The sequence below is a fragment of the Rhodoferax sp. XS2R6 genome, assembly GCF_056521365.1.
This window is the reverse complement of the sequence record NZ_JBWMAY010000004.1, coordinates 346,348-366,732: the sequence shown is the minus strand read 5'-3', so window position 1 is coordinate 366,732 and position 20,385 is coordinate 346,348. Positions and strand designations below refer to the sequence as shown.

Annotated in this window: 20 protein-coding genes and 1 tRNA gene; 9 read left to right on the top strand and 12 right to left on the bottom strand. The window is 60.7% G+C overall.

The window, feature by feature from the left end; all coding sequences use genetic code 11:
- Positions 1-13: 13 nt before the first annotated feature.
- Complete coding sequence (locus tag AC097A_RS15535; protein ID WP_479621532.1) at positions 14-1,981, bottom strand: methyl-accepting chemotaxis protein; 1,968 nt, start codon at positions 1,979-1,981, stop codon at positions 14-16.
- Between the two features lie 196 nt (positions 1,982-2,177).
- Here AC097A_RS15535 and prmC point away from each other — a divergent pair, with 196 nt between their 5' ends.
- The 3 genes from prmC (at position 2,178) to AC097A_RS15520 (ending at position 4,320) form a co-directional block, all read left to right on the top strand.
- A complete protein-coding gene (gene prmC / locus AC097A_RS15530) occupies positions 2,178-2,993 on the top strand; it encodes a peptide chain release factor N(5)-glutamine methyltransferase (RefSeq protein ID WP_315478703.1) in 816 nt (271 codons plus the stop codon).
- Positions 2,994-3,052: 59 nt separating this feature from the next.
- Positions 3,053-3,394, top strand: coding sequence for a zinc ribbon domain-containing protein YjdM (locus tag AC097A_RS15525; protein WP_479621531.1), 342 nt, complete (start codon positions 3,053-3,055; stop codon positions 3,392-3,394).
- 95 nt (positions 3,395-3,489) lie between these two features.
- A complete protein-coding gene (locus AC097A_RS15520) occupies positions 3,490-4,320 on the top strand; it encodes a substrate-binding periplasmic protein (protein WP_479621530.1) in 831 nt (276 codons plus the stop codon).
- A 24-nt stretch (positions 4,321-4,344) separates the two neighbouring features.
- Here the strand turns inward: AC097A_RS15520 and leuA are convergent, their stop codons facing one another.
- A complete protein-coding gene (gene leuA / locus AC097A_RS15515; RefSeq protein WP_479621529.1) occupies positions 4,345-6,078 on the bottom strand; it encodes a 2-isopropylmalate synthase in 1,734 nt (577 codons plus the stop codon).
- A gap of 166 nt (positions 6,079-6,244) precedes the next feature.
- Entirely contained in the window at positions 6,245-6,721 is a 477-nt protein-coding gene (locus AC097A_RS15510; RefSeq protein ID WP_315493608.1) for a peptidylprolyl isomerase, read from the bottom strand.
- A 113-nt stretch (positions 6,722-6,834) separates the two neighbouring features.
- Between AC097A_RS15510 and grxD the strand changes: the two genes are divergently transcribed.
- Together grxD and AC097A_RS15500 are read left to right on the top strand one after the other, a co-directional pair.
- On the top strand, positions 6,835-7,161 hold the full coding sequence (gene grxD, locus AC097A_RS15505; protein ID WP_105261100.1) for a Grx4 family monothiol glutaredoxin: 327 nt from the start codon (positions 6,835-6,837) through the stop codon (positions 7,159-7,161).
- 75 nt (positions 7,162-7,236) lie between these two features.
- Positions 7,237-9,129, top strand: a complete 1,893-nt coding sequence (locus tag AC097A_RS15500; RefSeq protein ID WP_479621528.1) for a putative bifunctional diguanylate cyclase/phosphodiesterase — start codon at positions 7,237-7,239, stop codon at positions 9,127-9,129.
- Here the strand turns inward: AC097A_RS15500 and AC097A_RS15495 are convergent.
- Positions 9,126-9,770: a lytic transglycosylase domain-containing protein gene (locus tag AC097A_RS15495; protein ID WP_479621527.1), complete on the bottom strand. Its 645-nt coding sequence runs from the start codon at positions 9,768-9,770 to the stop codon at positions 9,126-9,128. The two genes, AC097A_RS15500 and AC097A_RS15495, sit on opposite strands and share 4 nt — an antisense overlap.
- Positions 9,767-11,509: a proline--tRNA ligase gene (locus AC097A_RS15490; RefSeq protein WP_479621526.1), complete on the bottom strand. Its 1,743-nt coding sequence runs from the start codon at positions 11,507-11,509 to the stop codon at positions 9,767-9,769. Before AC097A_RS15490 ends, AC097A_RS15495 begins: the two co-directional genes overlap by 4 nt.
- A 91-nt stretch (positions 11,510-11,600) precedes the next feature.
- On the opposite strand from AC097A_RS15490, the gene AC097A_RS15485 reads away from it, so the two are divergent.
- Both AC097A_RS15485 and AC097A_RS15480 read left to right on the top strand, forming a co-directional pair.
- Positions 11,601-12,227 (top strand): RNA pyrophosphohydrolase, encoded by a 627-nt coding sequence (locus AC097A_RS15485; protein ID WP_105261104.1) that lies wholly within the window; start codon positions 11,601-11,603, stop codon positions 12,225-12,227.
- Positions 12,220-12,747 (top strand): CNP1-like family protein, encoded by a 528-nt coding sequence (locus AC097A_RS15480; RefSeq protein ID WP_479621525.1) that lies wholly within the window; start codon positions 12,220-12,222, stop codon positions 12,745-12,747. The genes AC097A_RS15485 and AC097A_RS15480 overlap by 8 nt, the downstream gene beginning before the upstream one ends.
- A 16-nt stretch (positions 12,748-12,763) precedes the next feature.
- On the opposite strand, the gene proB is transcribed toward AC097A_RS15480, so the two are convergent.
- From proB to rplU, 4 genes are all read right to left on the bottom strand, one after another.
- Positions 12,764-13,900, bottom strand: a complete 1,137-nt coding sequence (gene proB, locus AC097A_RS15475; protein ID WP_479621524.1) for a glutamate 5-kinase — start codon at positions 13,898-13,900, stop codon at positions 12,764-12,766.
- A 54-nt stretch (positions 13,901-13,954) separates the two neighbouring features.
- Positions 13,955-15,046 (bottom strand): Obg family GTPase CgtA, encoded by a 1,092-nt coding sequence (gene cgtA / locus AC097A_RS15470; RefSeq protein ID WP_479621523.1) that lies wholly within the window; start codon positions 15,044-15,046, stop codon positions 13,955-13,957.
- A gap of 72 nt (positions 15,047-15,118) precedes the next feature.
- On the bottom strand, positions 15,119-15,376 hold the full coding sequence (gene rpmA, locus AC097A_RS15465) for a 50S ribosomal protein L27 (RefSeq protein WP_105261108.1): 258 nt from the start codon (positions 15,374-15,376) through the stop codon (positions 15,119-15,121).
- Between the two features lie 12 nt (positions 15,377-15,388).
- Positions 15,389-15,700: a 50S ribosomal protein L21 gene (gene rplU / locus AC097A_RS15460; RefSeq protein ID WP_105261109.1), complete on the bottom strand. Its 312-nt coding sequence runs from the start codon at positions 15,698-15,700 to the stop codon at positions 15,389-15,391.
- Between the two features lie 208 nt (positions 15,701-15,908).
- Between rplU and AC097A_RS15455 the strand changes: the two genes are divergently transcribed.
- Both AC097A_RS15455 and AC097A_RS15450 read left to right on the top strand, forming a co-directional pair.
- Positions 15,909-16,838 (top strand): polyprenyl synthetase family protein, encoded by a 930-nt coding sequence (locus AC097A_RS15455; RefSeq protein WP_105261110.1) that lies wholly within the window; start codon positions 15,909-15,911, stop codon positions 16,836-16,838.
- Between the two features lie 24 nt (positions 16,839-16,862).
- Positions 16,863-16,939: transfer RNA gene (locus tag AC097A_RS15450), tRNA-Pro, on the top strand.
- 69 nt (positions 16,940-17,008) lie between these two features.
- Here AC097A_RS15450 and AC097A_RS15445 read toward each other — a convergent pair.
- The 3 genes from AC097A_RS15445 to AC097A_RS15435 all read right to left on the bottom strand — a co-directional run bounded on the left by AC097A_RS15445 (position 17,009) and on the right by AC097A_RS15435 (position 20,216).
- Positions 17,009-17,524: an FxDxF family PEP-CTERM protein gene (locus tag AC097A_RS15445; protein WP_479621522.1), complete on the bottom strand. Its 516-nt coding sequence runs from the start codon at positions 17,522-17,524 to the stop codon at positions 17,009-17,011.
- A 125-nt stretch (positions 17,525-17,649) separates the two neighbouring features.
- Positions 17,650-19,095 (bottom strand): mannose-1-phosphate guanylyltransferase/mannose-6-phosphate isomerase, encoded by a 1,446-nt coding sequence (locus tag AC097A_RS15440; RefSeq protein ID WP_479621521.1) that lies wholly within the window; start codon positions 19,093-19,095, stop codon positions 17,650-17,652.
- Positions 19,096-19,124: 29 nt separating this feature from the next.
- Complete coding sequence (locus AC097A_RS15435) at positions 19,125-20,216, bottom strand: nucleotidyltransferase family protein (protein ID WP_479621606.1); 1,092 nt, start codon at positions 20,214-20,216, stop codon at positions 19,125-19,127.
- Positions 20,217-20,385 lie beyond the last annotated feature (169 nt).

The following is a 20,385-nucleotide window of genomic DNA, read 5'->3' as shown; positions in this document are numbered from 1 at the left end:
CGTGCACTGCTCATCAGAGCTTGAAGACGCCCACCACCTGCACCAACTCGTTGGCCTGGCTCTTGAGGCTGCTGGCTGCGGCCGCCATCTCTTCCACCAGCGCCGCGTTTTGCTGCGTGGCCTGGTCCATCTGCGTGACCGCCTCGCCCACTTGGGCTACGCCCGCGCTTTGTTCGTTGCTGGCCGCGCTGATCTCGCCCATGATGTCCGTCACCCGGCGGATGCTGCTGACCACCTGGGTCATGGTTTCGCCGGCCTTGTCGACCAGCGCAGTGCCCTGCTCTACCCGCTCCACACTGGTGCTGATAAGAGACTTGATTTCCTTGGCCGCTTCGGCACTGCGACCGGCCAGGCTGCGCACTTCGGACGCCACCACCGCAAAACCACGGCCCTGCTCCCCAGCCCGCGCGGCCTCCACCGCCGCATTCAGCGCCAGGATGTTGGTCTGGAAGGCGATGCCATCAATCACGCTGATGATGTCGCTGATCTTGCGGGAAGCTTCGTTGATGCCTTTCATGGTTTCCACCACTTGGCTCACCACCTCACCACCTTGCACGGCAACCGTAGAGGCGCTCATCGCCAGTTGGTTGGCCTGGCGGGCGTTTTCGGCGTTTTGCTGCACGGTGGAGTTCAGCTCTTCCATGCTGGCCGCAGTTTCTTCCAGGGCACTGGCCTGGTGTTCGGTGCGTGCCGACAGGTCGTTATTGCCCTGGGCGATTTCGGCACTGGCATTGGCCACGCCATCGGCACTGCCGCGCACCTGGGTCAACACGCCGTGGATCTTGCCCACAAACTGGTTGAAGCCCGAACCAATGGCGGCCAGCTCGTCGTTGCCACGCACATCCAGTTTGGTGCGCAGGTCGGCCTCACCGCTGGACAGGTTGACCATGGCCTGGCTCAGTGCGCGCAGGGGGCGCATGAGGCGCGACAACACCGCCACCAGAATCAGGGCCGTGGCCAGCGCACACACCACCGCCACGACCAGCGCGTAGGCGGTGAGTTGCCGCGACGAGGCCGTGGCCACACTGCGCGGGAAACTGAGGCGCACGCTCCAGGGCAGCGTGTCGGGGTGGATGGTCACCGGCTGCAGCAGGTGCAACACGCCTTGTGCATCCTGGTACTCAAAGGCCTTGCCCGCCTGAATGGCGGCCAAACCATCGGTCGGCACGTCCTCGGCCTTTTTGTTGATGCGCTCGGCCTCGGGGTGGGAGGCGTACAAGCCGCCGTTGGACAACAAGGCCAGGGAGCCTCCGTCCATCACCTTCAGGTCGGTCAAAATTTTGCCCAGCTGGGTGAGTGTGAAGTCGGCACTGGCCAGCCCCTCGAACTTGCCCTGGATCAGGATAGGGGCGGCCAGCGTGGCCATGAGCACGTCCTTGCCCTCGATGGGGTAGAGATAGGGCTCGGTGAAGTTGACCTTGCCCGACTTCTTGGGCACGTCGTACCAGTCGTTGGCACCCGGTGTTTTGGGGTCAAACACAATCGGGTCCACATGGAAGCCACCCCCGGCCTTGCGGGTCCAGTAGGGCATGAAGCGGCCGCTGTCGTCGTATTCCGGCTTTTTGCCAGCGTAGTCGGCGTCCTTGCCGTCCAGCGCGTTGGGTTCCCAGGTCACGGCAGCGCCAATGAAGTCCTCGGCGCTGCCCAGCGTGGACTTGACCATCTCGTTGATCTGCTCCCGCTGCAGCGGCAGGTTGGCCGCCTTGGTGGTGGCCATGGCACCGGCCAGCGCCGTGACATTGGCCAGGTTGGAGCGAATGCGGGTTTGCAGGGCACCAGCGGCTTCGCGCGCCGAGGTACGGGCCAGGTCCATGGTGGCGTCTTCGGCCGCCGTGCTGCTTTTGAAACCAATCACCATCGACGTGATGGCCAAGCTGAGCACCACCAGCCCCGTGGCGGCCAGACCGATCTTGGCACTCAGCGACAAGGCCGGGCGCAGGCGGCTGGCGGGTCGGGCTTCGGAGGACAATGTGGGGCTCATATGCTTGATTCCTTAGGTTCAGTCCCGGCGCCTCACCTACCACCACGTGCTGCGATTGTTTGTACTTTTATTCGCGAGTTCATCGTAGCGCATCTGTGCCATGTGTGCTGGGCAAAACGGCTGCGTGTGCCCCCATTCCCCTCATCGCACGCAAATGGTGCGCCCTGCGCTACAAACCTGATAGCACCTCTTTGCCATGCTCTCCCACACCCTTGATACTTTTCTGACACACGGCCTGGACCGCCTGGATGCCCAGATGCTGCTGCTGCACGCGCTGGGCCGCCCGCTGCACGACCGCGCCTGGCTGCTGCTGCACAGCGACGCGCCTGTGCCTGCCCAAGCGCAGCAGTGGCTGGACCAGGCCCTGCAACGCAGGCTGGCCGGCGAACCGGTGGCCTACATCACGGGCCACAAGGAGTTTTATGGCCTGGACTTGCAGGTGGACGCCCGGGTGCTGGTGCCACGCCCCGATACCGAAACCCTGGTGGACTGGGCGCTAGAGGTGCTTCAGCCCCAGCCCGGCGCCCGCGTGGTGGACCTGGGCACCGGCAGCGGTGCCATTGCCCTGGCGCTGAAACACAGCTGCCCCAGCCTGCAGGTGCAGGCGGTGGACTACAGCCCCGGTGCGCTGGCCGTGGCCCAGGGCAATGCAGAGCGTCTGCAACTGCAGGTGGCCTTCCACCAGGGCTCCTGGCTCGCGGGAATCGATGGGCCGCTGGATGCCATCGTGTCCAACCCGCCGTACATCCGCGAAGACGACGAACACCTGCCCGCGCTGCGCCACGAACCCCGCCAAGCCCTGACCGCCGGGGCCGACGGGTTGGACGACATCCGCACCATCGTTGTGCAGGCCCGTGAACGGCTGCGCAGCGGTGGCTGGTTGCTGCTGGAGCACGGCCACGACCAGGCCCCGGCGGTGTGTGCCCTGCTGCAGCAGGCCGGTTTTGCCCAGGTGCAACACCGCCACGATCTGGCCGGCATTGCCCGCTGCAGTGGTGGAATATGGCCATAACCCCCGTATCTATTGCGCAAACAGCTCCTAATTTAATAGCAAACATACTATCTCTACCCATGCCACAAACCGCACCAGCCTGCCCCCAATGCACTTTGGAAAACACCTACCCTGACGGCAGCAACTTTGTCTGCGCCGACTGCGGTTTTGAATGGCCCCAAGACGCAGCCCAGGCCGACGACGATGACAGCGCGGTGGTGAAAGACTCCAATGGCCAGCCGCTGCAAGATGGCGATGCTGTGGTGCTGATCAAGGACCTCAAGGTCAAGGGCAGCTCCACCGTGCTCAAGCAAGGTACCAAGGTTAAAAGCATCCGCCTGGTCGGTGGTGACCACGAGGTCGACTGCAAGATGGACGGCGGCAGCTTCATGCTCAAGGCCTGCTTCCTGAAGAAAGCCTAGACACAAAACGACACCATAACGATTTAGGTGTTTACAGCGGCAAAAGCTTGCCGCTAGACTGCAATGGCCATATGGCACGCTTTCCGTGACAGGCCATGCAAACGACACAACCGGTGGGACAGGCTTCCGCCCGAGGCTGGTGCAGCCTCTGGGCGCTTGCATGGCTATGCCTGTGCACCGGCCAGGCCACCGCACAAACCGTACCCTGCAAGGCCCTGGTGGCCACGGGCAACCCCGAATATTCCCCCTACCTGTGGCGCGACCCGAGCGATGACACCCGACTGATAGGCGCCAATGCCGACCTGATGCAGCTGCTCTCCAAGGAGATTGGCCTGCCCATCGAGGTGAAGTACCTGGGCTCCTGGGCCCGCGTGCAAGAGCAGGCCAAAAGCGGTCGTGTGGACCTGATTGCCGGTGCCTTCTTCACGCTGCCACGGCTGGACTACATGGATTACTTCTACCCGGCGTTCCGCAGCACCCGCACGGTGATCTGGACGCCGGCCAAGAACACCTTCCCCTACAAGGCCTGGAGCGACCTCAAAGGCCGCAAGGGCCTGACGGTACTCAACAATAGCTTTGGCGAGGCCTTTGACCGCTACGCCAAAGAGTTCCTGCAGATTGACGAGGTGTCCCAGCTGGAGCAGGCCTTTCGCATGTTGGGGGTGGGCCGCGCCCAGTACATCGTGTACGAGGAAGACCCCGGGCGGGCTCTGGCCGCCAAGCTCGGCTACACCGAGCTAAAAACCTCTGCCGTGGCCGTAAGCAACGAGGGACTGCACCTCACGCTGTCCCACCTGTCGCCCTGCAACACCGGCGAGCTGCGTGGGCGTATTGCCAAGGCGCTCAACAAACTCACCAAAGACCAGGTGATGAAGCAGCTGGTGGAAACCAATATCCAGCGCTGGCGCCAGCAGGCGGGGCCTTAACCCGCCTCCCAGCCCCCGGGGCCCTCAGGCCGCCTTGTGCGCCGCCTGTGCGGGCACCGCGGCGTCCAGCCCCAGCCGGTTCACACCACTCACCAAGGCCTTGACCGAGGCGGTGACGATGTTGGTATCCATGCCCACGCCAAACCGCTCGGCACCACCGCTGCCCGACACCAACTCCAGAAAGGCACAGGCCTGCGCATCGCCCCCGTCGGTGCTGGCACGGGTGCTGCGTTCTTCGTAGCTGCGCACCTGCACCTTCACACCAATGGTTTGCAAGGCATGCACTGCGGCGTCAATCGGGCCATTGCCCTCACCGCTGAGCAGCATGGGCTGGCCATTCACCTCCACCCCGATACGGATGCCCTGCACATGGGCCTTTCCGGGCTGGCCGGGGTGCTCAAACAGATGGTGTTCCACGTAACGCACCGTGGGCGTTGCCGCATTCAGGTAGGTGGCGTCAAACAGGTTCCAGATGCTCTGTGCCGTCATTTCGCCGCCATGGGCGTCGGTGTAACTTTGCACCTCGCCCGAAAATTCCACCTGCAAGCGGCGCGGCATGACCACCCCAAACTCAGCTTCCATCAGGTAGGCCACACCACCCTTGCCACTCTGGCTGTTGACGCGGATCACCGAGTCGTAGCTGCGGCCCACATCGGCCGGGTCAATCGGCATGTAGGGCACATTCCACATCGCATCCGGGCCGGCTGCCTTTTGGGCCGCAAAACCTTTCTTGATGGCGTCCTGGTGGGAGCCACTGAACGCGGTGAACACCAGGTCACCCACATACGGGTGGCGCGGGTGGATGGGCAACTGGTTGCAATGCTCCACGGTGCGGGCAATGGCGTTGATGTCCGAAAAATCAAGGCCGGGGCTCACGCCCTGGGTGTACATATTGAGCGCCAAGGTGACGAGGTCCACATTACCCGTGCGCTCGCCGTTGCCGAACAGGCAACCTTCCACGCGGTCGGCGCCGGCCATCATGCCCAGCTCAGCCGCGGCCACGCCCGTGCCGCGGTCGTTGTGCGGGTGCAGGCTCAAGATGACGCTGTCGCGCCGCGCCAGGTGGGTGTGCATCCACTCAATCTGGTCGGCATAAATGTTGGGCGTGGACACCTCGACGGTTGCGGGCAGGTTGAGGATGACCTTGTTGGTGGGCGTAGCGCCCCACTCGGCGGTCACCGCGTCACACACTTCGCAGGCAAATTCCAGTTCGGTGCTGGTGAAGACCTCGGGGCTGTATTGCAACACCCACTCGGTTTCGGGCATGGTGGCGGTGATCTCTTTGATGAGGCGCACCGAGGACACGGCCAGCTCCTTCACCTCGGGCTTGCTCATGCCAAACACCACATCACGGAAGACAGGGGCCGTGGCGTTGTACACGTGCACGATGGCGCGGCGGGCGCCTTGGAGGGACTCGATGGTGCGGCGGATCAAATGCTCGCGGGATTGGGTCAACACTTCGATGGTCACGCCATCCGGCACGTGGCCGCCCACGATCAACTCACGCACAAAATCAAAGTCGGTTTGTGAGGCGCTGGGGAAACCGACCTCGATTTCCTTGAATCCCACCTGCAACAGTGTGCGGAACATGCGCATTTTGCGCTCCGCATTCATGGGTTCAAACAGGGATTGGTTGCCGTCCCGCAGGTCGGTGCTCATCCAGATCGGCGGCTGGGTGATGCTGCGCATGGGCCACTGCCGGTTGGGCAGATCAATGGCGGGGAAAGCGCGGTATTTGGTGGCGGGGTTGGACAACACGGCAAGAACTCCTGGAGCAGGCACTACGAACAGATAGCTCTATCGTAGGCCGTGCACAGGAGCAGGCGATTGCGGAATGCTGCCTCAACCCCAAAAAAAAGACCAAAAATTGCCTCGAATAACAATTCTCAGCAATTTTTCATTTCATGGTCAGAAAACCTTGCAATCAGTGGTGGTGGCCGTGGGCACCGTGCACGTGGCCGTGGGCGATCTCTTCCTCGCTAGCAGCACGTACTTCCAGCACCTTCACGGCAAAACGCAGGGTCTTGCCAGCGTGGGGGTGGTTGCCGTCCAGGTGCACCACAGGGCCCTTGATCTTGGTCACGGTGAAGACGATGGTGTTGCCGTCTTCGGCACGGCCTTCGAGCTGGCCGCCCACCTTTACACCCGGGGGGAACTGGGTTTTTGGTATGGTTTGCAGCAGCGCTTCGTTGTACTCACCAAAGGCATCGGCCGGGGCCAGCTCTACCGTGGTGGCAAAACCGACGCCCTGGCCTTCCAGCGCTTCCTCAATCTTGGGGAAGGTGTTGCCGTAGCCGCCATGCAGGTAAGAAATGGGCTCCTGGCTTTGGTCCAGCAGCTTGCCGGTGGTGTCGGAGACTTTGAATTGCAGTGTGACTGCGGTGTTTTTGGTGATGTTCATGGCCCCCATTATCCGAAAAAGCCCTGCCCACCGCCCGCCATGGCGCCAGCACCGCGCACAAGGGTGGGGGAAGGTGAAATAATTAGGGTATCTATCTACTTGGAAGCAGAAACATGAGCGACGCACAACAACGCATTGACGACCTGGTGAAATCCAACGAAATCCTGCTGTTCATGAAAGGCACCGCCAGCTTTCCCCAGTGCGGTTTTTCGGGCCGTGCCATCCAGATCCTCAAGGCCTGCGGTGTAGACACCAAGACTGTGAAAACCGTGAACGTGTTGGAAGACGACGGCATCCGCCAGGGCATCAAGGAATACAGCAGCTGGCCCACCATTCCCCAGCTCTACATCAAGGGCGAATTCATCGGCGGCTCAGACATCATGATGGAAATGTACGAGTCGGGCGAACTGGCACAGACATTGGGCAAGAGCCCCGCCTAATTCTCGCGCCGGCGCAGGTCCCGGCACACGAACCGGGGCGCCACCACACACACTGGAGCCCCAGGGACCCCTACCGTGCCAGACCACAGCGCCACTGACGCCCTCGACGACGCCTTGCGCAGCCGGCGTCTGTTCCAGTTTGCGGCGCTGTTGTTCGTTGCCTTTATGGGCACTGCCGTGCAATACGGCTTTCAGCAGCGCTGGGACGTGGTCTTGATTCTGGGCACCACCGCAGCCTTGATGCTGCCCAGCCAGTGGCTCAACCACCGCGGCCACTACGAGGCCGCCTCCATCCTCATTCTGGGCTCGGCCACACTGGCCCTTTTCGGCATCATGTGGCGCAGCGATGGTCTGCGCGACTCGTCCTTGTTGGGTTACCCCGTCATCCTGATCGCTGCGGGTCAGCTCCTCAAGCCCAAACAGTTCTGGTGGCTACTGGCAGCCATGGTGCTGTGTGTGGTGGGTGTGGGTCTGGGCACCCTGAACGGCTGGCGCGGAGCCACCACGCCGGGCACCGACGTAGACCGGCTCACCGACAGCGTCACGATCCTGGTGGTGAACGGCATGCTCGTCTGGTTTCTGGCCTATGACATGCAAAAAGCGCTCATGGGCCTGCGTGTGCAGATTGCACGCTTCCGGGAATCCGAAAAAAACCTCACCCACCTGGCCCAGCACGATGCCCTCACCCACCTGCCCAACCGCGTGTTGGGCAGCGAGCTGGTGGAGCAGGCCATTGCCAGCAGCACGCGCCACCAGCAGCTGGTGGCCTTGCTGTTTGTGGACCTGGACAACTTCAAGGATGTGAATGACTCGGTGGGCCACTCGGCCGGCGATGAGTTTCTCAAACAAGTCGCCCTGCGCCTACGCGACGCCGTGCGCCACGCTGACATCGTGTGCCGGCAAGGGGGCGATGAATTTCTGATCGGTGTGACCGACATCAGCGACACCCAGGGCATTGCCCAGGTGGCGGCCCAGGTGCTGCAGCGCATGCAGGCCCCTTTCCACCTGCGCGGGCTCGAAATCCTGGCCACCTGCTCCATCGGCATTGCGGTGCACCCCAAAGATGGGGCCACCTTCGAGGAATTACTCCGCCACGCGGATTTGGCCATGTACCAGGCCAAGGAATCAGGGCGCAATGCCTACCGCTTCTTTGACGAAGAAATCAACACCAGCATCCGCGAAAACCTGCACCTGATTTCCAGCCTGCGCCAGGCGCTGGCACAAAACGAACTGGTGTTGCACTACCAGCCGGTCTTTGACCTCGGCAACAACCGCTTGGTGGGTGCCGAGGCCTTGGTGCGCTGGCAAAACCCCAAGCTGGGACTGGTATCGCCCGGTCTGTTCATACCCGCGGCCGAAAAGTCAGGGCTGATTGTGGACATCGGACAGTGGGTGTTGCAGGACGCGTGTCGGCAAATGCAGGCCTGGCGCCAGGCCGGTGCACCAGCGCTCATGGTGGCGGTCAACCTGTCGGCCGTGCAGTTCAGGCGGGGCGATGTGGAGGCCGTGATTGAACATGCGCTGCAGCAATCCGGGCTGGACCCCACGCAGCTGGAGCTCGAAATGACCGAGTCCACGCTGATCCAGGACACCGACAAATTCATGCAAACCCTGCAACGTATCAAGGCCATGGGCATCCGCCTGTCCATCGACGACTTTGGCACGGGTTACTCCAACCTGTCTTATTTGCAACGCTTTGCGGTCGACAAACTCAAGATCGACCAGTCCTTTGTGCGCCGCTTGCTCAACGGCGAGAAGGATGTCGCCATGGTCAGCGCCATCATCCATCTGGCCAAGAGCCTGAACCTGACGGTGACGGCCGAGGGTGTGGAAAACGTAGAGACAGGTGACGCGCTGCAGCGCATGGACTGCGACCAGGCCCAGGGTTACTGGTTTGCCAAACCCATGCCCGCCGCCCAGTTCGAAGCCTTCTGGCGCGCCCACTTGGCCACGCCTGAGGCTCCCTAAACCGCCCAGTCCCAGTTGCGCTTGGCACCCATCACAGCGCTGGGGTACGGTGCCTTGCCACGCGAGCCGTTGTAGCGCCCCAAGGCCATGAACATGTCGCCCCGCTCACGCTCCAGGTAATGGCGCAAGATGACACAGCCAAACCGCAGGTTGGTTTGCATGTGAAAAAGCTTGCCCGCGTCCCCATCGCCGAGTACCCGCGTCCAGAAGGGCATGACCTGCATGTAACCCCGCGCACCCACACGGCTCACCGCAAACTTGCGGAAGTTACTTTCCACCTGGATCAGGCCTATGACCAGGGAGACGTCCAGCCCGGCACGCTTGCTCTCGTACCAAACGGTCTGCAAAAACTCTTTGCGGGTTTCCCAGTCGGGTTTCTTCTTTTTCAGGCGCTCGCTCATCGCCCCCAGCCAGCGCAAGTACTTCAGGCGTGACTCCGTATCGGCAAACTCGGGGACGGGTGGCGCAGCATTCTGGATAGCCGAGGACAGTGCGGTACGCACCGAGTCCACTAGCGGCTCTTCAATCTGCCCACCAGCCCGCGCCTGCTCTGCAAACGATAGCGCACCACACGCCAACAGCAAACGCTGCAGGCCATTTCGCCTATTGATCTGCGTGTTGGCTTCGGGCGGAAGACTCATGCCTTCAGGCGTGACAGCAGCAGGCCCGCAATCTCCGCCACGGGCACCTTGGTGGCTTCCGTGTCACGGCGGTGCTGGTACTCCACCACACCTTCTTTGAGCGCACGGTCACCAATGGTCACGCGGTGCGGCACGCCGATGAGTTCCCAGTCGGCAAACATGGCACCGGGGCGCTCGTTGCGGTCGTCCAGGATCACGTCCACACCAGCCGCCAGCAACTCGGCATACAGCGTGTCGGCAGCAGCCTTCACATCAGCAAAGCGGTCAGGGCTGATGGGGCACAGCACCACGGTGAAGGGCGCCAGCGCATCGGGCCAGATGATGCCCTTGTCGTCATGGTTCTGTTCAATCGCTGCCGCCGGCAAGCGCGTAATGCCAATGCCGTAGCAGCCCATTTCCATGAACTGGGGCTTGCCGTTCTCCCCCAGGAAAGTGGCGTTCATGGCCTTGCTGTACTTGGTGCCCAGGTAGAACACATGGCCCACCTCAATGCCGCGCTCAATCGCCAGCACACCCTTGCCGTCGGGCGAAGCATCGCCCGCCACCACATTGCGCAGGTCTGCCACCACATCAGGCTCGGGCAGATCACGGCCCCAGTTCACACCGCTCAAGTGGTAGTCCACCTCGTTGGCGCCGCAGACCATGTCGGCCATCAGGGCGACTTCGCGGTCCGCAATCACTTTGAGCGGCTTCTTCAAACCGACGGGGCCGAGATAGCCTGGCTCGCAGCCAAAGTGCTCATCAATTTCGGCGAGTGTGGCAAAGCGGAAGTCGGCCAATCCGGGGAGCTTGCCCACCTTGACTTCGTTCATGCTGCGGTCTCCGCGGATCAACAGCAACCAGACCTGGGACTTCAACACCGCGCCCTTATCGTCGCGCACATCCGTGGCAACCACCAGCGATTTGAGCGACTGCTCCAGCGGCAGATTCAAATAGACGGCCACGTCTTCACAGGTACTCTTGCCCGGCGTTGCTACTTTTTCCATAGCAGCTTGCGCAGCAGCTCTGGGGGCTGTGGGCGCCAAAGCCTCTGCCTTCTCCATATTGGCCGCGTATTCACTGTCCGGGCAGTAGACGATGGCGTCTTCGCCCGTCGCGGCAATCACCTGAAACTCTTCGGACAGATCGCCACCAATGGCGCCACTGTCGGCGGCCACCGCGCGGTAGCGCAGGCCAAAGCGGTCAAAGATCTTGCGGTAGGCACCAGCCATCACCTGGTAGCTGGCCTTGGCTGCATCTTGGTCGCGGTCAAAGCTGTAGGCGTCCTTCATGATGAATTCGCGCCCGCGCATCAGGCCGAAGCGGGGACGGCGTTCGTCGCGGAACTTCGTCTGGATCTGGTACAGGTTTTTGGGCAGCTGTTTGTAGCTCTTGATTTCCTGGCGCGCGATGTCGGTCACCACCTCTTCGCTGGTGGGCTGGATGACGAAGTCGCGGTCATGGCGGTCCTTGATACGCAGCAGCTCGGGGCCCATCTTGTCAAAGCGGCCAGTTTCCTGCCACAGCTCGGCCGGCTGCACCACGGGCATGGTCAGCTCCACGGCGCCGGCGCGGTTCATCTCCTCGCGCACGATGGCTTCTACCTTGCGGATGACGCGCAGGCCCATGGGCATGTAGTTGTAAATGCCAGCGCCCAGCTTCTTGATCATGCCCGCGCGCATCATGAGTTTGTGGCTGACCACCTCGGCGTCTGCAGGCGCGTCTTTGAGGGTGGAGATAAGGAATTGGGAGGCTTTCATGGGGGAACTCGCTGACGACGGAGGCGTTCTGCGCTTGATGCACTGCATTCGCTGTGCATAATGAACGAAGTTTAAAAATTGGGGTTTGATTATGCTTGACCGGGACGGATTTCGGCCCAATGTCGGCATCGTCCTGCTCAACCAGAAAAATCAGGTATTTTGGGGCAAGCGCATACGTACCCATTCGTGGCAGTTTCCGCAGGGCGGCATTGACCGGGGCGAGACTCCCGAGCAGGCCATGTTCCGCGAATTGCACGAGGAAGTGGGGCTCCAGCCGGAGCACGTGAGCATCGTTGCCCGTACCCGAGACTGGTTGCGCTACGAGGTGCCAGACCGGTACATCCGACGTGACGCACGCGGTCACTACAAGGGCCAAAAACAGATCTGGTTTTTGCTCCAGTTGGTGGGGCACGACTGGGATTTGAACCTGCGCGCCACCGACCATCCGGAGTTCGACGCTTGGCGCTGGAATGACTACTGGGTGCCGCTGGATGCCGTCGTTGAATTCAAACGCGGCGTCTATGAAATGGCGCTGACCGAGCTCGCGCGTTACCTGCCGCGGCATGAACCACGCAACCGCTTTTTACGCCATAACCACCGTCCACACGGTACCGAACACCTATCTGATGGTCCTGCCATGGGTGCGCATATCGAATTGCCGCCGGGCGCGTCGTTTGAGCCCGACCCAGGCACCAACCAAACACCGCACCATGACTAAGTTGGCATACAAATCAATGGCGGCAGCACTGGCCTGCTGCGCCGCCCAGTTGGCCTGGGGACAGGTCGGCAACGGATTGGATAACCTGGACTGGGCGGAGGAGAAAGAGCCACCTCCACCAGCATTCTCCAAAACCCAGGTCTTGCCGCTGGACATGCCCAACTACGTCTCGGTTCGCGTAGGCATTGACCCAACGACGGTGAAGGTCGGCCTGGACGGTGTGGTGCGTTATGTCGCGGTGATGAGCAATGCAACGGGAACCATCAATGCGGTATACGAAGGCATTCGCTGCGCCAGTGACCAAGTCAAGACTTATGCGCGCGCCGGTAACTCCGGCGAATGGACTGTCGCTGTCGAGCCACCATGGCGTGATGTGAATGGCAACCAGCCCTCCAAACACGCTTTTGTGTTTGCACGATTGGCCGCGTGTGATGTGCGTGTGGCCAACCGGCTGGAAGATATTCTTCGGGCCTTGCAAACCCAGAAAAACCCAAGAAGCACCAAACCCAGCTTCGACTGACGCGCAGAGCAGCGGGTCAGCGGGTCAACACCAGGTTGTCCCGGTGCAGCATTTCGGGCTCCGCGGCGTAGCCCAGCAAGCGCTCAAATTCACTAGACGGTTTGCGGCAGATCAGCCGCGCCTCCGAGCTGGAATAGTTGGCCAGCCCCCGGGCGATCTCCTGCCCGGCTGCATCGCGCACGGCAATCACGTCACCACGCGAGAAGTCGCCCTCCACCATCACCATACCGATGGGCAGCAGGCTTTTGCCTTCGTCGCGCACCTTGGCAGCGGCGCCCGCGTCAACCACCACCGCGCCGCGCATCTGCAAATGGTCGGCCATCCACTGCTTGCGGGCCTGGTTTTTCTGGGTCTGGGCAATCAACAAAGTCCCAATCGCTTCGCCCTGGGTAAGGCGCACCAGCGCATCGGCCTCACGGCCCCAGGCAATCACCGTAGACGCGCCCGAGCCCGCGGCACGTTTGGCCGCCAGAATTTTGGTCAACATGCCGCCCCGGCCAATGCTGGACCCTGCGCCCCCGGCCATCAGCTCCAGCGCCAGGTCACCCGCCTTGGCCTCGTGCACAAACTCGGCCGCAGGGTCCTTGCGTGGGTCTGCGGTGTACAGGCCTTTCTGGTCAGTCAAGATCACCAGCGCGTCAGCTTCCACCAGATTGGCCACCAGCGCGCCCAGGGTGTCGTTGTCACCAAACTTGATTTCGTCGTTGACCACCGTGTCGTTTTCGTTGATCACGGGAACCACGCCCAGCTTCAGCAGCGTCAACAAGGTCGAGCGCGCATTGAGGTAGCGCTCGCGGTCAGCCAAGTCAGCATGCGTCAGCAGCACCTGGGCGCTGCCCAGGCCATTGGCGCGCAGCTTGGTCTCGTACATCTGGGCCAAGCCCATTTGCCCCACCGCGGCGGCAGCTTGCAGCTCGTGCACTTCCTTGGGCCGAACCGACCAGCCCAGGCGCTTCATGCCTTCGGCAATCGCACCGCTGGAGACCATGATGACCTCGCGGCCATCACGAATCAGGTGGGCCAGTTGCCGGCACCACTCGCCAATCGCTTGCTCATCCAGCCCACGGCCTTCGTTGGTGACCAGACTGGACCCCACTTTGACCACCACACGCCGCGCATCGCGCAATACAGGGGAGCTAAATTTTTGAATCATTTTGGCCTGTAGCCCTTGTATCCACTGCGCAAGCAGCTATTAAATCAATAGCGTTTAAGACGAAGACGTATCGCTTGAATCGACCGCACCGGACAGGAAGCGGGGGTCCACTTCCACATGCGGTTGCTCGGCCAGCTGCTGGGCCTTGACGTGTTTGTAGATCTCTTTGATCAGCGGCTCACAACCTTCGCGGGTCAACGCAGAGATCTCAAACACCGGGCCCTTGAACTTGTAGCGTTTGACGAAGTCCTTGATCAAGGCGGGACGCTCATCGCCAGGCACCATGTCCAGCTTGTTCAAGACCAGCCAGCGCGGTTTTTTGTACAGGTTTTCGTCGTACTTCTTGAGCTCGTTCACGATAGCCTTGGCCTGCGCTACGGTGTCCACGCCTTCGTCAAACGGGGCCATGTCCACCACGTGCAGCAGCAAACGGGTGCGCTGCAAATGGCGCAGAAACTGGTGACCCAGCCCGGCGCCTTCGGCCGCGCCTTCAATCAGGCCTGGCAAGTCGGCCACCACAAAACTCTGCTCCGGCCCCACCCGCACTACGCCCAGGTTGGGGTGCAACGTCGTAAACGGGTAGTCCGCGATGCGGGGGCGTGCGTTTGAAACGGCGGAAATGAACGTGGACTTGCCCGCGTTGGGCATGCCCAGCAGCCCCACATCGGCCAGCACCTTCAGTTCCAGCTTGAGGTTACGTTTTTCACCGGGCCAACCGGGTGTTTTCTGGCGCGGTGCACGGTTGATGGCGCTCTTGAAACGCATATTGCCAAAACCACCATCACCGCCCTTGGCAATCGTGATGACCTCACCCGGGGTCAGCAGCTCAAACAACACCTCTCCGGTTTCGGCGTCCGTGATGATGGTGCCCACCGGCATCTTGAGGGTGATGTCATCGCCGGCAGCACCAAACATGTCGGAACCCATGCCGTGCTCGCCGCGCTTGGCGTCGTAGCGACGCGCAAAGCGGTAGTCCACCAGCGTGTTCAGGTTGATGTCGGCTACGGCAAACACGTGGCCACCACGGCCACCGTCGCCCCCGTTGGGGCCACCGAATTCTTTGTACTTCTCGTGCCGGAAGGAGACGCAGCCCGCGCCACCGTCTCCCGCGGAGATATCAATGTAGGCTTCGTCAACAAACTTCATGGCATGTACCGAGGTTAGAAATGAAAAACCCCGCGCAAAGGGCGCAGGGTTTCTCGGGGGAGCATGGGCAGATTACGCTGCGGTCACGCTCACGGTGTGCTTGTTCATCGCACCCTTGACTGCGAACGACACGTGGCCGTCTACCAGTGCAAACAAAGTGTGATCCACGCCAATACCGACGTTATTGCCGGGGTGGAACTTGGTACCACGTTGGCGCACGATGATGGAGCCAGCGCTGATCAACTCACCGCCGAAAGCCTTCACACCGAGCATCTTGGGCTTGGAATCGCGCCCGTTTCGCGTAGAGCCGCCGCCTTTTTTCTGTGCCATGACCTGTGCCCCTTATGCAGAAATCGCGCCGATTTGCAGTTCGGTGAACTGCTGGCGATGTCCTTGACGTTTCTGATAGTGCTTGCGACGACGCATTTTAAAAATGGTGACTTTGTCGTGCTTGCCGTGTGCCACTACCGTGACAGTAACTGTTGCGCCGGACACCAAGGGTGTGCCAACCTTCAGTTCTGCGCCGTTTCCGACTGCCAGAACCTGGTCGATCACGATCTCTTGGCCTACGTCCGCAGCAATCTGTTCTACTTTAATTTTTTCGCCAGCAGCAACGCGATATTGCTTGCCACCGGTTTTTATGACCGCGTACATGTTGACCTCTTCGACTAGGAAATCTGCAAATGAATTTTCGCAGAGCCCGGCAGTATAACATTTAATGCGGAATCTGCCAAATGCATCGCCAAGGCGGGTTCGGGCAGTCCAAGCGACTCCCTATAATCAGGCCATAACAAACCGGTTTATCGCCTTGCAAGTCACTACTTCCGGCTCTTCGACGGGTCTTTCCATCGTCGAAAACGACATGCGCCACGTTGACAAGGTCATCACCCAGAGGTTGGACTCAGGTGTTCCATTGGTCGGCAGCGTTTCTCAGTACATCATCTCTGCAGGTGGCAAGCGGCTGCGGCCTGTATTGCTGCTGCTGTGCTGTGGTGCACTGGGCTACCAAGGCGACCAGCGCTACAACCTCGCTGCGGTGGTGGAGTTCATCCACACCGCCACCCTGCTGCACGACGATGTGGTGGACGACTCCGCCTTGCGCCGCGGCCATGCCACTGCCAATGCCAAGTTTGGCAACCCCGCCAGTGTCTTGGTGGGCGACTTCTTGTATTCCCGCGCTTTCCAGATGATGGTCGAAGCCCAAAGCATGCGCATCATGCAAGTGCTGGCCGATGCCACCAACGTGATCGCCGAAGGCGAAGTGCTGCAACTCATGAATATGCACAACGCTGCACTGGACGAAGCCGGCTACCTGCAAGTCATCCGCTCCAAAACCGCCAAGCTGTTCGAGGCCAGTGCGCGCGTAGGCGCCATCCTGTCCCATGCCACGGCAGCCCAGGAAGAAGCCTGCGCCGAATACGGCCAAGCGCTGGGCACCGCTTTCCAGGTGATTGACGATGTATTGGACTACACCGGCGACGCCGCGGTAATGGGCAAAAACCTGGGCGATGACCTGCGTGAAGGCAAAACCACCCTGCCACTCATTGCGGCCATGCAACGCGGTACCGAGGCCGAACGCCTGACCATCCAAACCGCCATTGAAACCGGCGAAGTCGGCATGCTGGACCAGGTGATTGCCATCGTCAGAAAGACCGGCGCGCTGGATGTAGCGCAAGCGGCCGCACACGCAGAAGCACAACGCGCCATTGCTGCAGCGGAGCGGCTGCCAGCCGGCCCGCACACCGACTGCTTGGTACAATTGGCGACGCAGTTGCTAGCGCGAAATCACTGATTTTTGCGGCCAAATCACACGCATCGGGGTGTGGCCTAGCCCGGTAAGGCGCTTCGTTCGGGACGAAGAGATCGGAGGTTCAAATCCTCTCACCCCGACCACCATTGGGTCCATACAAACAAAAAGGGCTTGTCTTTCGACAAGCCCTTTTGCTTTAGACAAACAGCGTATTAGGCAGTTTGTGCAGTCTTGCGACGGCGAGCAATCGTACCCACCAAGCCCAGACCAGCCAACAGCATGGCGAAGGTTTCTGGCTCGGGTACGGGGGCTGCGCTCAGAGCAATGCCGTAGGTACCGCCGGAAGCGCCCTCGGCGATGCCGGTGATATCTACATGGTAGTTGCCTGCGGCAGGCAGGTTAAAGGTGTACGTTTGGGTGTTGCCAGCAAACGAACCGTACCAGACATTTCCGTCTGGATGGCTGTTATTCCAGACGTTGACCATCAAATTGGAAATATTGAGTACGCTGAAGTTGCCAAAAGACAAAACCAGATTACTGGCCGTGCCGCTGAGCGTAGAGGCACTCGCGATTGAGAAATTGATGGTGTCGTCAAAGCTGCCAGCAGCATGACTGAACACCTGCGTGGTGGAACCAATGGTTCCGACGCTACGGGTTTCGGCGTGCGCAATGCCCACCGACAGAGCAGCGGCCACGAGGCTCGCCACCAAAGTTTTATTGATTTGCATAATTATCCCTGTTGTGTGTTGGAGAAACCGCCCGTGGACCCCAGCCCAGCGAGACAGACGGAGTCTCGATGGAAGAGTGGCTCAGGTCTATAGCCTGATCGGACTAGCACGCCAAATAGAGCAGGTTAACGCCCGTACACGTCTTCAAAACGCACAATATCGTCTTCGCCCAGGTAACTGCCCGACTGCACCTCGATCATCTCCAGCGCCAACTTGCCGGGGTTTTCCAGTCGGTGCGTGGTACCCAGAGGGATGTAGGTTGACTCGTTCTCTGACAGCAGCAGGATCTTGTCCCCCACCGTGACTTTGGCGGTACCGCTCACCACAATCCAGTGCTCCGCACGGTGGTGGTGCATCTGCAGCGACAGCGCCGCCCCAGGTTTGACCACAATCCGTTTGACCTGAAACCGCTCGCCACTGTCCACACTGTCGTACCAGCCCCAGGGGCGAAACACCTTGCGGTGGGTCTGTCCCTCGCTGCGCCCAGCCTGCTTCAGGCGGTCCACAATCTTCTTCACATCCTGGGTCTTGTTCTTGTGCGCCACCAAAATCGCGTCGGCGGTCTCCACCACAATCAGATCGTCCACCCCCACGCATGCAATCAGGCGCCCCTCAGACAGCGCCAAAGTATTGCGGCTGTCCTGCATCAGCACATCGCCCTGTGCCACATTGCCCTCTGCATCCTTGGGCAGCACATTCCACAAGGCCTCCCAAGCACCCACGTCTGACCAGCCTGCCGACAATGGAATCACCACCCCCACAGGCAACGCTGCAGCCTGGGCATGACCCACTGCAATGCGCTCCATCACCGCATAGTCAATGGAGTCGCTGGGACACTGGCTGAACGCCTCTTTGCCCACACGCACAAACTCACCATCCTCGCGCCCCTGCGCCCAAGCCATCCGGCACGCCGCCGCAATATCTGGACGGCACACCTCCAGCGCCGCCAGCCACACCGAGGCGCGCATCATGAACAAACCACTGTTCCAGGAATACGTGCCCTCGTCCAAATAGGCTTGGGCCGTGGCCAGATCAGGCTTCTCCACAAACCGGGCAATGCGCTTGGCACCATCTGCACCAAACGCATCGCCAGACTGGATGTAGCCATAACCCGTCTCGGGTGCATCGGGCGTAATGCCAAAGGTCACCACCGCCCCCGCTGCGGCCAGCGTGGCGCCTTGTCGCACCACCGCCTGAAAGGCCTGGGTATTCACAATCACATGGTCGGCCGGCATCACCAGCAACACCGGATCCGCTCCGTTTTTGATAGCTGCTTGCGCAGCAAGGGTAAGGGCTGGAGCCGTATTTCGACCCAAAGGTTCCAACACCACCGTGCCCGGCTTGCCCATCACCCGCAACTGCTCTGCAATCACAAAACGGTATTCCTCATTGCACACCACCAGCGGCGCGGCCACCTCTAAGCCGGCAATGCCCTCCACGCGGCGCACCGTGGCCTGCAGCAACGAATCTTCACCAATCAGCGGCAAAAGTTGCTTGGGATATTTTTCACGCGACAAGGGCCACAAACGCGTGCCAGAGCCGCCCGACAACACCACTGGTTGAATCAACATAGGTAATCCTGAAATTTAAAAACTATTGGTCAGGCGCGGGCATCGCCCCAGCGCAGGCGGGCCGTATCGTCGCCACGGTACAGCGTCTCGCCGTGCCGATTGACGCAATAGTGGCGCGACACAATCATTTCGAAGAAGTGCATGTCAGCAGGAATACGCGTGTACTCAAACAACACCCCACGCGTAATACGCGCACCGGTCCGAATCACACTGCCATGGCCAATCCAGGCAGGCCCAATGATGGTCGAGCCCGGTTCAATCTTCACGCTGGAGCCGATGTAGACAGGCCCCTCAATCTTGACTTGGTCCCAAGGAACCTGCGTATTGAGCCCCACCCACACTCCCGGCTTCACCTCCTTGCCCGGCATGCGCATGTAGTCAATCTCGCCCTTCAGCACGCGTTGCAACACCGACCAATAGTCACTCACACGCCCAATGTCCAGCCAGTTGAACGGCCGGTTTTGCACAAAAAACGGCAACTTGTCCTGTGCCAACTGCGGAAACAACTGCGAGCCGATGTCGTACACCTGCCCTGCCGGCACCTTGTCCAGCACCGCTGGTTCAAAGATGTAGATGCCCGTACTGGCCAACGTCGACAAGGCATCTTCCGGTTTTGGCTTTTCCTGGAACGACTGAATGCGCCCATCCGCATCCGCCACCACCATGCCGTAAGACTGCACCTCCTCGCGCGGCACCTCAAGCGCCACCACGCTAGCCAAGGCACCTTTGGCCTTGTGCTCAGCCAATGCCGCAGTAATGTCCAAATCAATCAGCGCATCACCACACAACACCAACGTGGTTTCGTCAAAGAACCCGCTGAAATCCTGAATATGGCGCATGCCCCCTGCAGAGCCCAAAGGTCGGGGCAAGATGTCACCGTGCTCCCGCACACCCTCGTACGAGTAGCCAATCTCCACCCCCCAGAGGCTGCCATCACCAAAATACTCCTCGATGCGCTGGTGGTGGTACGCCACGTTCACCATGATCTCTTTGACACCGTGGCGTGCCAAATGCTCAATCAAATACTCCATCACCGGCTTGCCCAAAATAGGCACCATCGGCTTGGGCAAGTCCCTGGTCAACGGGCGCACCCGAGTCCCCTGCCCTGCCGCCAAAATCATTCCTTTTGCCATCTGCTATTCCCTTTTTTTGAGTGACCTGCAATCCGAGGAAGGGTAGCGCTCGCCCCTCGGAAAACCCCTGACTATTACGCGGCGAAGTGTATCCCTCAGCACTTAGTCCATATGGACTATTCCCGGAGCTCCCTGATGCCAACCGCACACAAAAAGA